This window comes from Actinoplanes sp. NPDC051494, assembly GCF_044454705.1.
Classification (GTDB): Bacteria; Actinomycetota; Actinomycetes; order Mycobacteriales; family Micromonosporaceae; genus Actinoplanes.
Genome location: NZ_JBITDZ010000002.1, coordinates 721,762 through 736,121, shown reverse-complemented (window position 1 = coordinate 736,121; position 14,360 = coordinate 721,762). Strand labels below are relative to the sequence as shown.

At 71.7% G+C, this 14,360-nt stretch carries 15 protein-coding genes; 5 read left to right on the top strand and 10 right to left on the bottom strand.

What is annotated here, in order from left to right; translation table 11 throughout:
* Positions 1 to 5: 5 nt before the first annotated feature.
* A complete protein-coding gene (locus ACIA6A_RS10010) occupies positions 6 to 557 on the bottom strand; it encodes a hypothetical protein (RefSeq protein WP_396097133.1) in 552 nt (183 codons plus the stop codon).
* Between the two features lie 1,365 nt (positions 558 to 1,922).
* On the opposite strand from ACIA6A_RS10010, the gene ACIA6A_RS10005 reads away from it, so the two are divergent.
* On the top strand, positions 1,923 to 2,582 hold the full coding sequence (locus tag ACIA6A_RS10005) for a hypothetical protein (RefSeq protein ID WP_396097132.1): 660 nt from the start codon (positions 1,923 to 1,925) through the stop codon (positions 2,580 to 2,582).
* A gap of 142 nt (positions 2,583 to 2,724) precedes the next feature.
* Here the strand turns inward: ACIA6A_RS10005 and ACIA6A_RS10000 are convergent, their stop codons facing one another.
* The gene (locus ACIA6A_RS10000; protein WP_396097131.1) at positions 2,725 to 3,435 is read right to left on the bottom strand and encodes an ABC transporter permease subunit; all 711 of its coding nucleotides are present in this window, start codon (positions 3,433 to 3,435) and stop codon (positions 2,725 to 2,727) included.
* Positions 3,432 to 4,094, bottom strand: a complete 663-nt coding sequence (locus ACIA6A_RS09995) for an ABC transporter permease (protein ID WP_396097130.1) — start codon at positions 4,092 to 4,094, stop codon at positions 3,432 to 3,434. Before ACIA6A_RS09995 ends, ACIA6A_RS10000 begins: the two co-directional genes overlap by 4 nt.
* Positions 4,095 to 4,096: 2 nt before the next feature.
* On the opposite strand from ACIA6A_RS09995, the gene ACIA6A_RS09990 reads away from it, so the two are divergent.
* Positions 4,097 to 5,095, top strand: coding sequence for an ABC transporter ATP-binding protein (locus tag ACIA6A_RS09990; protein WP_396097128.1), 999 nt, complete (start codon positions 4,097 to 4,099; stop codon positions 5,093 to 5,095).
* Positions 5,096 to 5,133: 38 nt separating this feature from the next.
* On the opposite strand, the gene ACIA6A_RS09985 is transcribed toward ACIA6A_RS09990, so the two are convergent.
* The 7 genes from ACIA6A_RS09985 to folP all read right to left on the bottom strand — a co-directional run bounded on the left by ACIA6A_RS09985 (position 5,134) and on the right by folP (position 9,534).
* Complete coding sequence (locus ACIA6A_RS09985; protein WP_396097127.1) at positions 5,134 to 5,625, bottom strand: hypothetical protein; 492 nt, start codon at positions 5,623 to 5,625, stop codon at positions 5,134 to 5,136.
* Positions 5,626 to 5,684: 59 nt separating this feature from the next.
* Positions 5,685 to 5,969, bottom strand: a complete 285-nt coding sequence (locus ACIA6A_RS09980; RefSeq protein WP_396097126.1) for a hypothetical protein — start codon at positions 5,967 to 5,969, stop codon at positions 5,685 to 5,687.
* Positions 5,970 to 5,991: 22 nt separating this feature from the next.
* The gene (locus tag ACIA6A_RS09975) at positions 5,992 to 7,257 is read right to left on the bottom strand and encodes an ABC transporter permease (protein ID WP_396097125.1); all 1,266 of its coding nucleotides are present in this window, start codon (positions 7,255 to 7,257) and stop codon (positions 5,992 to 5,994) included.
* 76 nt (positions 7,258 to 7,333) lie between these two features.
* Positions 7,334 to 7,813, bottom strand: coding sequence for a DUF3180 domain-containing protein (locus tag ACIA6A_RS09970; protein WP_396097624.1), 480 nt, complete (start codon positions 7,811 to 7,813; stop codon positions 7,334 to 7,336).
* Between the two features lie 49 nt (positions 7,814 to 7,862).
* Entirely contained in the window at positions 7,863 to 8,351 is a 489-nt protein-coding gene (gene folK, locus ACIA6A_RS09965; protein WP_396097123.1) for a 2-amino-4-hydroxy-6-hydroxymethyldihydropteridine diphosphokinase, read from the bottom strand.
* Positions 8,348 to 8,707 (bottom strand): dihydroneopterin aldolase, encoded by a 360-nt coding sequence (gene folB / locus ACIA6A_RS09960; RefSeq protein ID WP_396097122.1) that lies wholly within the window; start codon positions 8,705 to 8,707, stop codon positions 8,348 to 8,350. Before folB ends, folK begins: the two co-directional genes overlap by 4 nt.
* On the bottom strand, positions 8,704 to 9,534 hold the full coding sequence (gene folP / locus ACIA6A_RS09955) for a dihydropteroate synthase (protein WP_396097623.1): 831 nt from the start codon (positions 9,532 to 9,534) through the stop codon (positions 8,704 to 8,706). The genes folB and folP overlap by 4 nt, the downstream gene beginning before the upstream one ends.
* Positions 9,535 to 9,919: 385 nt before the next feature.
* Here folP and ACIA6A_RS09950 point away from each other — a divergent pair, with 385 nt between their 5' ends.
* From ACIA6A_RS09950 to ACIA6A_RS09940, 3 genes are all read left to right on the top strand, one after another.
* On the top strand, positions 9,920 to 10,219 hold the full coding sequence (locus ACIA6A_RS09950) for a hypothetical protein (RefSeq protein ID WP_396097121.1): 300 nt from the start codon (positions 9,920 to 9,922) through the stop codon (positions 10,217 to 10,219).
* A gap of 12 nt (positions 10,220 to 10,231) precedes the next feature.
* The gene (locus tag ACIA6A_RS09945; RefSeq protein WP_396097120.1) at positions 10,232 to 10,594 is read left to right on the top strand and encodes a hypothetical protein; all 363 of its coding nucleotides are present in this window, start codon (positions 10,232 to 10,234) and stop codon (positions 10,592 to 10,594) included.
* A 112-nt stretch (positions 10,595 to 10,706) separates the two neighbouring features.
* Positions 10,707 to 14,360: an ATP-binding protein gene (locus ACIA6A_RS09940; RefSeq protein ID WP_396097119.1), complete on the top strand. Its 3,654-nt coding sequence runs from the start codon at positions 10,707 to 10,709 to the stop codon at positions 14,358 to 14,360.

Genomic DNA, 14,360 nt, shown 5'->3' with positions numbered 1-14,360 from the left:
CCGCGCTACCAGCGATTCTGCTCTTCCTGATCGTCCCGCCCGTACCCGTACCCGGTCGGGCCGCCGTAGTCGTAGCTCCCCGCCGACACGAAGTCACTGCTGTCGTAGTCGTCGTTGCCCCCGGCCGCGGAATGCTGTGCCCCCCGGCCGTATGTGTACGTCCCGACCTCGTACGACTGGTTCGCCCCACCGTAGGTGGTCCCCGAGTAGGTCCCGTCCGGCTCGGCCTCGGCGTAGTTCGCGGCGGGCTGCCAGTACTCGGTGCCCTCCGCCTCCTGGCTCGTGGCTTCCGTGCCGTGGTACCCGGGCCGGGGACGGGCCGCATCCCGCGGGATGCCGCCGGTGGTGAGCCCGTAACCATGGTCGCCGAACTGCTCGGCGTCGGCTTCCGGACCGGAGCCGGCCAGGTCGGTGCTGGTGTCCGGAGCGGCATGCCGCCGGCGAGGCCTGGGCTCCGGCTCCACGGCACCCGGCCCCTCGTCCACGATCGGCCGGCCGTACTGCCCGTACCGTGGCGCGGGTGGCGGCGCGGAAGCGGTTCCATACTGCCGGGGCACCGGGCTGACCGACGCGGCGGCTGACCCGCTCGCGGGAGTTCCGCCGTACACGGACGGACCAGGGACCCTCGCGGAACGCGGCGAGTCCACCAGGCCGGACAGGTCAGATTTGTCGCCCGAGCTGACAGGCCGAGCCGCCCCCACCGCACCGGAACTGATCGGGGCGGACAGCATCGGCGGCACCGACGCGGAGCCGACCCGGGCCTGCCCGGAACGGACACCAGCCGGACCGGCGCTTCCCCTCGGGGCTCCGACCGTGGCACGACCACCGCCGGCGGGGGCGGGTGCCGCACCCGGCAGTTGGGCCGGGCGCTGGTTCGGATCAGCAAATCGCCGGTTCGGACCGGCCACCCCGGACCGCGGCCCCGGTCCGGGCGGCAAGGCCCGCTGTCCCGGCCCCACCGATACCGGCCGCTGCCCCATCCCGGGCGGCGCAGGCCGCTGCCCCGGATGCCGGCCGGCACGATCACCCAGCGGGTCGGCGTCGTCGTCCCGACTCTCCGGCCACGCGGATGCAGCTCCGGACCGAGCGGGCTCGGACCACGCCTGTTCCCGCTCGGACCACGCCTGTTCCGGCTCGGACCCTGACCGCCCGGACTCGGACCCTGACCGCCCGGACTGGGACCACGTCGGCTCCGGCTCGGACCACGGCTGCTCGGGAGCGGACCAGGCAGCCTCGGCCCGCACGGGCTCAGGATCGGACCAAGCAGTGTCAGCCCGCACCGCCTCAGGCTCAGACCAACCAGCCTCAGCCCGCGCCGCCTCAGGGTCGGACCAAGCATCGTCGGCCCGCGCGGCCGCAGGCTCCGACCAGGCCGGCTCGGACCAGGCCGGCTCGGACCAGGCCGGCTCCGACCAGGCCGGCTCGGCATCGGACCGCACCGGTTCGAGTCGTCCGGGTTCTGGCCATGATTGTTCCGGCTCAGACCATGATTGTTCCGGCTCTGACCAGGACTGCTCGGGTTCGGACCAGGACTGTTCGGGCGTGGCGCGGGCGGGTTCCGGCACCGACCAGGCCGGCTCGGGCTCCGACCAGGCCGGCTCGGTCCAATCGCCCAGCTCCGGCCGGTCGTCCGGGGCCGGATCCGAGCGCCGGCCGGAAACCGTTCCGGCGCGCCGGCCCGAAACGGTGCCCGTGCGCTGGGCCGGGATGGGCTCCGAGCGCTGGACCGGTGCTGAGAATTGCGCAGCCTCTGAGCGTGGGGCCGGGACGGGGTCTGAGCGCTGCCCTCGGACCGGCTCCGGGCGTCGGCCCTGGGCGGGTGGGGCCGGGCGCCGATTCGGCCCCTGCGGCGCCCTGGGCGCCGGGACCACCGCACCCCCGGCGGCGGGATTCTGGACAACCTGGCCCGGAACGACCTGGCCGTGACCAACCGCGCCCTGAACGACCTGGCCGTGGCCAACCGCGCCCTGAACGACCGCGCCATGAGCAACCGGACCCTGGCCAACCGCGCCATGAGCAACCGGACCCTGGCCAACCGGGCCCCGGGCAACCGGACCCTGACCAACCGCGCCATGAGCGACCGGGCCTCGGCCAATCGCGCCCTTAGCAGCCGGGCCTTGGGCAGCCGGGCCTTGGGCAACCTGACCCTGAGCGACCGCGCCCTGCACGACCGCGCCCTGGGCGACCGGCTGGTGGGCGGCCGGGGCCGGGGATGCCGGCTGCGGGGTGGTCCGGAGGCGGTCGAGTTCGTCCTCCACGGCCTGGACCCGGTGGCCGGTGGCGCGGGCGGTGGCGGCGATCTCGTCGCGGAGGTTGCCGCGGAGGGCGTCCACCTCGGCGGCGACGCGGTCCTCGACGTCCATTTTGTGCAGGACCGGGTCGGTGCGGATCAGCATGGCCGCGCCGATGAGGACGACGCAGACCGCGGTGAGCAGTACCGCGAAACGGGCCGCTCCGGTGCTGCCGGCGACGAGCACGATGAGGGCCGCGATCGGGGCGAGGCCGATGCCGGCCCAGATCAGCCCGGTGAGCAGGCGTGGGCGCTGCTTCACCTCGGGGTCCCGGTCCGACATGGGGGCTGATGTTATCGAGACTGTCTGTTTACCGAAACAGCAGAACGTCCGATGCCATCGTGCCGGCACCCGGTGTGCGGAATGTATGAGCAGGTGGTCCGGCAACGGGACCCGCTGAGAAAATCTCGGCGGAAACCCCGAAACGGACCGATCAGGCGGCCGTGGCGACCGGGAGGGGCCGGCGCCGGGTCCGCAGCGCCCGGGGCGTCACCAGCCACTGCAGAAGTGCGAGCAGGGCTTCGACGAGCAGGGCCAGGGCCGCCACCGCGATGCCCCCGGCGACGATCTGCCCGCCGCCGCCACGGTTGATCCCGATCCCCAGACCGGAGGAGATGAGCTGGCCCAGGCCGCCGCCGCCGGCGAACGCGGCGAGTGCTGTCACTGCCACTACCTGCACTGCGGCCGTACGCAATCCTGCCGCGAGCGAAGGCACCGCGAGTGGGAGTTCCACCTGGCGCAGGACCTGGCCGGCGGAGAGTCCCATGCCCCGGGCCGCTTCGCGGGTTTCCGGGTCGATCCGGCGCAGCCCGTCGCAGGCGTTGGCGAGCAGCGGCGGCACCGCCAGGACCGCCAGCGCGAGCACCACGGCCGGCTGGCCGAAACCGAGCGGCGTGAGCGGGAGGATCGTCAGCAGGGCCAGGGCGGGCAGTGCCGGCGTCAGGTTGGCGATCGTGACCGCCGCGCCGCCGCCCCGCCCGCGGTGGCCCAGCCAGATGCCGAGCGGCCAGCCGATCGCGCAGCCCAGCAGCAGGGCCCACAGGCTGATCATGACGTGTTCCTGGAGCCGGTCGAGCAGGCCGCCTCGGGTGGTCCAGTTGTCCGGGTCGTTGAGCCAGGCTAGGCCTTCCTGGACGTGGTTCATGTGCGGGCCCACGGGGTCAGGAGCCGGCCGAGACCGGCCAGTGCGAGGTCGAGCACCAGGGCCAGGGCCACGCAGAGCAGCGCGCCGGTCAGGATCTCGGCTTTGAGGAAGTTGTCCCGGAAGCCGCCGAGGATCATGTCGCCGAGACCACCCTGACCGATCAGGGAGCCGACCGTGACCAGGGCGACCGTCGACACGGTGGCCAGCCGCAGGCCGGTGAGGATGCCGGGCAGGGCCAGCGGCAGTTCGATGCGCAGCAGGCGGCCGAGGCGGCTGTAGCCCATGCCGGTGGCGGCGTCGCGCACCGCGGCGGGGACCCGGGTCAGCCCGGTGAGCACGCTGCGGACCAGCACCAGCAGCGCGCACAGGGCGAGGGCGATCAGGACCGAGGTGTCCCGGGCCGCGCCGACCGCCGGGGCGATCACGGTGAGCAGGGCCAGCGCCGGGACCGTGGAGAGGGCGCCGGAGAGCGCGAGGACCGCGGTGGTCAGCGGGCGCCACCGGTACGCGACGACGGCGAGCGGCAGCGCGACGGCCAGCGCGAGGAGTACCGCACGGGCGGTTAGTCCGGCATGGAACTGCACGGCGGAGAGAATTTCGGCAGAGTTGTCGTGGACATACCGCCAGGAAAGCCACGGGTTGTCGGACTGGAGGGGCACAAATGGACGTTACCCCTATAACGGACGTCGGGGCGGGCAGGACGGCCGCCTCGATCACGCTCGAGAACCTGGGAAAGGTCTATCCCGACGGCAGCGTCGCGGTCGGCGACATCAGCTTCGAGGTGCCGGCCGGCGAGCTCGTCGTGCTCATCGGGCCGGCCGGGTGCGGCAAGTCGACGATCCTGCGGATGCTCAACCGGCTGATCGAACCGTCCAAGGGCCGGGTCCTCATCGACGGCGAGGACGTGACCCGGCAGGATCCCGACGCACTGCGCCGCACGATCGGGTACGTCATCCAGGACGTGGGGCTGTTCCCGCACCAGACGGTCCGTACCAACATCGGCACTGTCCCGAGGCTGCTCGGCTGGGACCGCAAGCGGATCCGGGAGCGCGCCGACGAGCTGCTCGATCTGGTCGGTCTCGACCCCGAGCGGTATGCCCGGCGCTATCCGCACGAACTCTCCGGCGGTCAGCGGCAGCAGGTGGGGGTGGCCCGGGCGCTCGCCGCCGACCCGCTCGTGCTGCTGATGGACGAGCCGTTCTCGGCCGCCGACCCGCTCGTCCGCGCCCATCTGCAGGAGGAATTCCTGCGCCTGCAGAACACCGTCCGCAAGACGATCGTGCTGGTCACCCACGACATCGACGAAGCCGTACGCCTCGGCGACCGGATCGCGGTGCTCGGCGACGGCGGCCGGCTGCTGCAGTACGCCACCCCCGCCGACCTGCTCGGCAATCCGGCGTCCGAGCAGGTCAGGGAGTTCGTCGGGGAAGACCGCGGGGTGCGGCGGCTGGCCGTGACCAAGGTCCGCGAGTCGATGCGCCCGATCGGCCGGGTCGAGCAGATCGAACGACTGCCGACCGTCGACGCGGAAGGGACGCTGTACGACGCGCTCTCCGCGATGCTCACCAGCGATTCACTGAACGTGGTCGTGCTCGAGGACGGGAAGCCGGTCGGCAGCATCTCCCGGTCGCTGCTCTTCGACGTACCCGTCAAGTCTTGAGGGTCCGTCGCTCCAGGGCGACGGACCCTCAGAAGCCGTTATCTGGTCCCTCGGCGGGCGCCGAGGGTGGCCAGACCGATGATCCAGCCGACGAACAGGCCGTAGCCGGCGCCTTCGCTGGCCGACCGGAACGCGCCGAGCAGCGAGGGGTTGGCCAGGAACAGCGTGGTGAGCAGCGCGGCGAAACCGCCCGCGAAGATGTAGGCGCCCCAGCCGGCGAAGAACTGGCTGAGCGTGCCCCGGGCCCGGGCCAGCTGGGAACCGGGCAGCAGGTAGAGGAACAGCGCGGTCATCACGACGACCAGGATCGCCTTGAGGTCCGTGATCAGGATGTTGCGCAGCGAGTCGTCGGAGTCGAAGCGCCAGTGCGGCCAGGCCAGCAGCCGGAGCCACCAGCCACCCGCCGTGTTGGGATTCGTGTTGTCGGTCGCCCAGTCGGCGTACCACGGGCTGCCGAAGACAAGGACAAGTATGAGCGCGGCGAGGGTACCCGTCCCCGTCGCGGACCGGTAGCGGTTGGTGAGAGCCATGGGCCGCTAATTCCCAGCCCACCTACCGTTTCAAACGACAGGAATGAATGCCCCAGAGACTAGCTCTTCTGGAGATAGTCGATAAAAGCGGCACGAAGCAACGGCTCCTGCTCGCCATACCCGTGGCCGGTCAGTTCACGCCAGAGCGCGACGAATTCCTCGACGGTGGGTCCGACCGTGTTCGGCGCGCCGTCCAGCGAGGCGGCCTCGTCGGCATCCGGCAGGTGCTTGAACACCGACCAGAAGAAGCCCAGGTCGTGTCGCTCCCGCGCCTTCGCGAACGCGCGCTCGCGCAGGTCCTCGGTGGGCAGGGCATCCAGCTCGGCGAAGGTCGCGTCGGTCATGCGGCCAAGCATAGGTCGACGCTCAGCGCCCGCTGCCCCACGGGCCGAGATCCCACTGCCCACCGGCCCGGCCCTGCTGCGGCGCGGGCTCCCCGGTGGTCGGCGACCAGGTCTCGGGCAGGTCCGGCGACCAGGTCGTCCCGGTCGACGCCGCGGCGTTCCAGTCCTCCCCGGAGTCCACCGGGATCGGCCGGCCGTACGTCTCGACCAGCCGGGTCACCAGCAGTCCCCCACCGACCGTCGCGGCCGCGACGGCGAACAGGGCGATCTCGAAGTTGCGCCGGTCGGCGTAGTCGAGGAAGAGCGTCAGCCCGGCGACCGCCAGCAGGGTGCCGAAGATCCCGCCGCGGCGGCCGTACGCGCTGGTGCCGGCGAGCAGGGCCGCGCCGAACGCGATGCCGGTCCATTCCAGGCCGGTGCCCGGCACGATCGGGGTCTGCGACCGGGCGGCCAGCAGGATGCCGGCGACGACCGCGAACACCGACGACAGGATCAGCGACGCGACGATCGGCAGGGCGGCGATGCCACCGCGGCGTTCGGCCGGATCACCGTACGGGCGCATGCGGCCGACCAGCCGGCGGATCGGGCCGATTGTGCCGAGGGCCCCACCGAACACCGCCAGCAGGGCGAACGCGCCGAACAGGTAGAACGCGTGATCGGACGGGTCGTAGGTGCCCTGGACGACGACCGGGCCGGTGCGCAGCTGGTCGTACACGATGACGCCCATGGCCGCGCCGAGCGAGGCGACCCAGCCGGGCACGTGCAGCATCAGCACGAGCAACGCGACCACCAGGCCACCACCGGCGGCGATGCCCAGCGCGGGCACGGCGGCCTGGACCAGACCCTGATCGCCGTTCTCGGCGTAGTGCAGCGACGCCGCGAGGGCGATCGGGCCGACCGCGAGATTGGGTACGCCGGCCCGCAGCGTCAGCCCCGCGCCGAGCGTGAGCAGGCCGATCGCGGCACCCGAGATCAGCAGCGTGTCGAGTGCGGGCCGCTGGAGCGCCGCCGGGTCGAGGCGGTAGAGCAGGTACGCGATCGCGGCCACGGTCAGGAGCAGCACGATCTCCCAGCCGATGTGGACGCCGAGGCGGTCCCTGCCCTCGGGCTGGACGTCCGGACGCCCGTAGTCGCTCAGCGACTCGGTGACCCGGATGCCCCCGGTGTCGTCGGCATCGAGACGCCGGCTCCGGAAATCCGTGGCCGCCACTCCCGCCCGATACGCCGAGGGACCGCCCGGCGTGTCCGCGCCGGCGTCACGACGGTACGAAGCGTCGTCGTAGGCCATCTCGTCACCTCCTCGTCACCGCGGCCCAGCATACGGATGTGAGGGGGGTTCGGTTCAAGCCCGCGAGCACGTCGGATCAGGAGCGCCCGGCGCGTCTGTCCGAGTCGTCCCCGTCTTTCTGGTCCGGCTGGTCGGGGACCTGGCAGGCCCGCTCGAGCCAGAGGGCCGCGCCGATCAGCGCGAGCGAGGCGACGACCCCGGAGACCGCGGCCGGTACGTCGTCGCGGGCGGCCCGGGTCGGCTCCAGCGCCAGCCAGGCCAGCAGCCCCGCGGAGAACCCGCCGAACAGCGCGCCCAGCAGCGCGGAGGCCTTGGCGAGCACCACGTAGCGGGCCACCGCGAGCGGGTCGACCCGGCCCGCGCCGACCTTGTGCTGGATGCGGGCGCTGGTGTTCTGGGCGAGATAGGCCTCGCCGACCGCCAGCGCCACGAGCACGATGATCGGCAGCCAGGGCAGCCGGGGCATCTGCGAGTAGAACGCGCTGAGCAGGAGCCAGCCGACGGCGGCCGCGGCCAGTGCCGCGACGGCCAGGGCCGACACGCTGGTCGGCCGCATCGACGGATCGGGTGCGCCACCGCCGGGATTGCTGCTCACCCCTGAGACTCTATCCGCCGGCGCCGGATCCGCCGTCGGCGGCTTTCCGGAGATCGGCCACCGGTCCCCGGCCCGGGAGGGTCGCGTCCGGCTGGATCTCGAGCCACGGCTCCAGCACGAACGCGCGCACGTGGGCGCGCGGGTGCGGAAGGGTCAGTTCCGGATCGTCGCTGATCACCGGCGTCCCGTCCGCGTCCCAGACCATGATCACGTCGACGTCGAGCGTCCGCGGGCCGAAACGCCGCTCCGGGTCCCGTACCCGCTCCGCCGCCGTTTCCAGCGCCCGGGCCCGATCGAGCCAGGCCCGCGGGTCCGCCGCCGGGTCGGTCACGAGCACCACGGCATTGAGGTACGCGGGCTGGTCGGCATCGCCCCACGGAGGGGTCTCGGAGATCCCCGAGACAACCACGACGCTGTCACCCAGGCCGTCGAGGGCGCCTTTCAGGTACGCCGACCGGTCGCCAAGATTGCTGCCGAGCGACAGCAGCGCCCTGGTCACCGGACCCGCCGGATGGTGACGGCCACGTCGGAGAACTCGTGCGGGATCGGGGCCTGCGGTTTGTGCACGGTGACCGTGGCGGCGGCGACCCTGGGGTCGGCCAGGCAGACCCTGGCCAACCGGTCGGCCAGTGTCTCGATGAGGTTGACCGGCTCCCCCGCGACGACCCCGGCCAGCTGTCCGGCCAGCTCGCCGTAGTGGACGGTGTCCCCGACCTGGTCACTGGCGGCGGCCGGGGACAGGTCGAGTTCCAGCTCGACGTCGATCACGAAGTCCTGCCCGTCGCGGCGCTCGAAGTCGAACACGCCGTGGTGGCCGCGCACCTTGAGGCCGCGCAACTGGATCCGGTCACTCACTGCTGTTCCTCCTGATACTGGGGCTTCCGGATACTGGGGCTTCCGGTCGCCTGCCAGACAGCCAGCGCGTCCGCGGTGGCGCGGACGTCGTGGACGCGGACGCCCCAGGCCCCGGCGGCGAACGCGAGCAGCGAGGTCGCCGCGGTGGCCGCCTCCCGGCCGGGCACCGGGCGGGGCTCCCCGTCCGGACCGGCCAGCAGCCGGCCCAGGTAGGTCTTGCGCGAGGACGCGAACAGCACCGGGAACCCGAGGTCGACCAGTTCCCCGAGGTGGGTGCTCAGCGCCCAGTTGTGCTCGGCCGTCTTGGCGAATCCGAGGCCCGGATCCAGGATCAGCTTTCCCGGATCCACGCCGCCCGCGACCGCGTCGTCCACCCGCTGCAGCAACTCGGCCCGGACCTCGGCCACCACATCGTGGTACACGGCGAGGTCGGCCATCCGCCGGGAATGCCCGCGCCAGTGCATCAGCACCCACGGGCAGCCCGCGTCGGCGACCACCCGGGCCATGTCCGGATCGGCGAGGCCCCCGGAGACGTCGTTGACGATCGTGGCGCCCGCGGCCAGGGCGGCGGCGGCGACCGCGGCCCGGCTGGTGTCGATGCTGAGCGGCACCCCGGCCGCCACGAGTTCCTTGATCACCGGGAGCACCCGGGCGATCTCCGTCGCCGGATCCACCCGGTCGGCGCCCGGACGGGTGGATTCCCCGCCGATGTCGACAAGATTGGCACCCGCGTCGCTCAGTGCCACGCCGTGTTCGACGGCGGCGTCCAGACCGGCGTAGCGCCCACCATCCGAGAAGGAGTCGGGAGTGACGTTCAGCACCCCCATCACGACCGGGTGACCCGGGCGAATCAGCAGGTCGCCAGTGAGCTGGGAGGTCGTGGCGCCGCGGGTCGACTCATTCACGGGACGACGGTACCGGGCGCAGGTCATTCGAACACATGTACGATCCGAGATGACTCACGTTCAGTCACGTCTTTACCTTCGGTAACGAATCAGGCAGCTTGTAGGTAAGAAGTGCGGCCCGTACTCTTCGGAGCTAGGCATCATTAATGAACCGAAGAGAGCAGAGCGGTCGTGTTGAGGACAGCAGTGCCCTTACGGTCTTACTCGACGTGGTGAGCGGGAAGTAGCACCATATGGGCGTCGCCGTCAGGCTTCACTACTGCAGCGTGTCCGGCGCCCTCACGCTGGCCACCCGGGAGGTTTACCGATGATCGCCACAGAGCTCGCCGCACAGGTCTCGTCAGCCCTGCAGCACGGCGCCCTCCTCGCCGCCGAGGAGCAGCCGAAAGGCCTCAACACCTCAGGTGTTGTCTCCTTCTTCGCGACCAACATCGCCCCGATCCTGCTAGCCGTCCTGGGCGTCATCTTCATCGGGCGCGCCAGCCGGGGCGAGATCTCCAAAGTGCTGACCAGCTCCGCGATCGCCATCGTGGGCCTGGCCTTCATCGCCGGTGCCGCGTCTTTGTTCTTCCTCGGCGACTTCATCATCGACCTCATCTTCAACTGAGGCCAGGGGTCCATGCGCCTGCGCACCGATGACGACATCTACCGGGCCCGCCTTGTCTACCTGGGCCCGCCCGGATACACGCTGCCCATGCACCTGCCGTACGCGCAGTACGGAATGTTCGTCCTGCTCGTCCCGGTGTTCGTGTTCCTGCACTACATGATCACCTGGGAGTTCGACGCGTTCCCCGCCTGGGAGATCGCACTGGCCATGGTGACGACGTCCTACGTCTTCCGTCACGTCGATCCCGACCGGCCGGCCCGCATGGTCATCCGCACCGCCATGACCGACTGGCGACGGACCCGCGAGCCGTCCGTCGAGCAGCGGGACTCCAGACTTGTCGCCACTCGCATCCGGGTTCGGGAGGAGTTGGTATGACCAGTTTCGCCGCTCTCGCTGCATGCCCGAACGGGGCCCGCGCATGACCGCTTCCCCACCGCCCGGGAGTTCCCGCGCGGACTCGAATCGTCAGGGCAGGCAAAGTAACGGTGTGCGCTCATCCGACTACGCTCCGGACGAAAGTCTCGAGCCGGTAGCCGGTCCCGGGCACGGCGCCGTCGCGGTCTTCCAGGCACCCCAGCCGGTGCGCCCCCGGGGCAACGGCAACCCGCCTCCGGTCGACCCGATGGACATCGACTCACCGTTCCTCGACCTCTTCGGCGGCACCGCGCCCAAGCCCACCCAGCCCGGCGACGAGCACCAGCCCCCACCGGACGACCCGGACGCCGATTTCGACTACGGCTTCGACTTCGAGGACAGCCCCGGCGGGACGACGCCGACTGCCGCCACATCCACTTCGGACTCGCTGGCCGAGGCGGATGCTCCGCTCACGCGACCTGACGGCTCCGCGGCGATCACGTTGTCCGGTAGCCCCGATTTGTCCGCCGGATCGCCGGGTGTCCGGTCCGCGCCGCAGCCCTCATCTGCGGCGCAGGCTCCCCGGGATGCCACCGGCGAGGGACCCGGTTCCGGGCTCGCCCGGACTCCGTCGGGGGAACCGCTGGTCACGCCGCCGCCGACACTGCCGCCAACCGTTCCCGTGCCGCCAACCGTTCCCGTGCGGTCAACCACCCTGCCCCCGGCCACCGCCCTGCCCGCCGCCACCGCGCTGCCACCGGCCACCGCTCTGCCTGCCGCCACCGCTCTGCCCTCGCCGGGACGGCCCGCGGACGCGGCGGTCTCGCCCTTCCGCAGGGCGCCGCACGGGCCGGAGGCCGACTTCTACGACGAGACCGACGACGACTTCGCGGACTGGCCGGCCGACTCCCAGCCTGACAACTCCAGGCCCGGGGACACCCGGCTCGCTGTCGCACCCGTGCCGCCGGACCAGCTCCCGGCGCAGGCCGCACCGTCGTGGCAGCGGGTCGCCGAGCCACTGCCGGCCGTGGCGCCCGGCGTGCATCCCGTCGCGCCCGTGGAGGCGTACCCATCGACGCTGGACGGCCCGGAGCGGCCCGCCGACCTGGCCCCGATGCCGGAGAAAGCACCCGCGAAGCGACGGGGCAGGGCCCCGGCCAAGCAGCGCAACCCGAAGGCGGACCTCATGGTCCCCAAGGAGACGAAAGCCTCCGCGCTGCGCCCGCACAAGCTGAAGTTCAGCGACCGGGACCCCTCGATCGAGCTGGAGATCAGTGAGATCGCCGGGCACCTGACGTTCACCCAGAGCACGGTGACCGCCTGGTATTCCCTGCCCGAGGTGCGGTGGGCGTTCCGGCCGGATGCCGAGCGGGAAGCACTGCTCTCCGCGATCTCCGAGCAGTACGCCGGCCTCGCCGGGTTCCGGCTGCACCTGCGCCGCACCAACCGGCCGTTCCCCGCGGACGAGTGGGCCCGCACGGTCGACTCGTTCACCGCCAAGCCGCTGCCGGACGTCACCGGTGCCACCTCGTGGAGCGACCACCTGGTCGCCGCGCAACGGCACCTGCTCTCGGTCAACCACGCCGAGGGCCAGACCTACCTGGGTGTCACGTTCGCGCGGCGGTCGCTCGGCGACACGTTCTCCGAGCGCGTCCTGCGGGTCTTCGGCAAGGGCACCACCGACGGGGAACGCAAGAAGCTGGGCCGTACGGTCGAGCAGTTCGACGAGGTGCTCAACGCGTTCGGCATGCGTGGGCGCCGGGTCACGCCGCAGGAGCTGGAGTGGCTGCTCTTCCGGTCGGTCGCGCTCTGCATGGCCCCGCCCGGCCCGCTCTCCCCCGTCTCCAACGGACACTGGGAACGCGGCGACCTGCTCGCGCTCACCGAACAGGTCGAGCGCTACCGGACCCCGTACGGATCGACGGTCAAGCTGGTCAACCGGATGACCGGCGAGGAGCGGCACGTCGCCGTCCTCTCCGTCGGCCGGATGGAACCGCTGGAGATCCCGGAGAAGCACGAGCCGTGGATGCACTTCCACGAGCGGCTGCCGTGGCCGATGGAACTCTCGTCCCGGATCGACATCCTCGGCTCGAACAGCTCGTTCAAGAACCTCGAGCACCGGCTCCGGATGATCCGCTCCCAGCAGCTCGACTACGCGGAGCACGGCATCGACGCCCCGCCCGAGCTCGAACGGCTCGCCAAGCGGGCCCTGGTCATCGGCGACGAGATGACCACCGGACTGCCCGTCGAGTCCGCCCGCGCCCACGGCTGGCACCGGATCGCGGTCGGTGGGCGGACCCGGGAGGAATGCCTGGAACGGGCCCGCCGGCTCATCCAGCTCTACTCCCGCGAGCTGCGCATCTCGCTGCAGCACCCGAAGAACCAGGACCAGCTCGCCCGCGAGTTCATCCCGGGCGAGCCGATCGCGAACACCGGCTACGTGCGGCGGATGCCGGTCAAACTGCTGGCCGCCGCGCTGCCCCAGGCCGCGTCCACGGTCGGCGACCGCCGCGGAGACCTGATCGGCCGTACGGCGGGAACGTGCCGCCGGCCGGTCTTCCTCGACCTGCACTTCCCCATGGAGGTCCGGGAACGTTCCGGCCTCGGGGTGTTCGTCGCCGAGCCCGGTGGTGGCAAGTCGACGCTGATGGGCGCGCTCGGCTACCTCAACGCGCGGCGCGGCGTCCAGGTCACCCTGCTCGACCCGTCCGGCCCGCTGGCCCGGCTGTGCCAGATGCCGGAGCTGCGGCCGTACTCGCGGGTGCTGAACCTGACCGGTTCGGAACAGGGCACGCTGGCGCCGTACGCGCTGATCCCGACGCCGGTGCGCACCGAGTTCGCGACCGGGCCGGGCGGTGACCGGGAGTACGAGATCGCGGTCTCGAACGCCCGGGCCGAGCGCCGCATGCTGGTCCAGGACATCTGCTCCATGCTGGTGCCCCCACAGGTCGCCAAGGAGGCCTCGACCGCGACCCTGCTGCGCCACGCGGTCCGCCAGGTCCCAGCCGAGGAGACCTCGACGCTCGACGACGTCGTGGCCACCCTGCAGGGCCTCGACGACGACGGCAAGGAGCTCGCCAACCTCCTGCTCGACACCGCCGAGATGCCCCTGGCGCTGCTCTTCTTCGGCCGGCCTCCGCAGCACCTGCTCGGTGCCGACTCGGCGCTCACCGTCATCACCATGGCGGGCCTGCGCCTGCCCGACCTGAAGATCGAGCGCGAGTACTGGTCGGCGGAGGAGTCCCTCGCCCTCCCGATGCTGCACACGGCCCACCGGCTCGCGGTCCGCCGCTGCTACGGCGGTTCGATGTCGTCGCGCAAGATGGTCGGGCTCGACGAGGCCCACTTCATGGAGGGCTGGCGCTCCGGCCGTTCCTTCCTGGTCCGCCTCGCCCGGGACTCCCGCAAATGGAACCTCGCGGCGCTGGTGGCCTCCCAGAACCCCCGGGACATCCTCGGCCTCGACGTCCAGAACCTGGTGTCGACGGTCTTCGTCGGCCGCATCGCCGAGGACCAGGAGATCGCCTCGGAAGCGCTGCGCCTGCTCCGGGTGCCGGTGCACGACGGTTACGAGGCGACCCTGGCCTCCCTCTCCCAGGCGGACGCCAGCTCGTCGTCCCGCCTCGGCTTCCGGGAGTTCGTGATGCGCGACGTCGACGGCAGGGTCCAGAAGGTCCGGGTGGACGTCTCCTACGTGGACGGCCTCCTGGAATACCTGGACACCACCCCGGCTCAGGCCCAGGCAACCCACACGGCAATCCCCTCGTTGTCCGACCTGGAGGTCTGA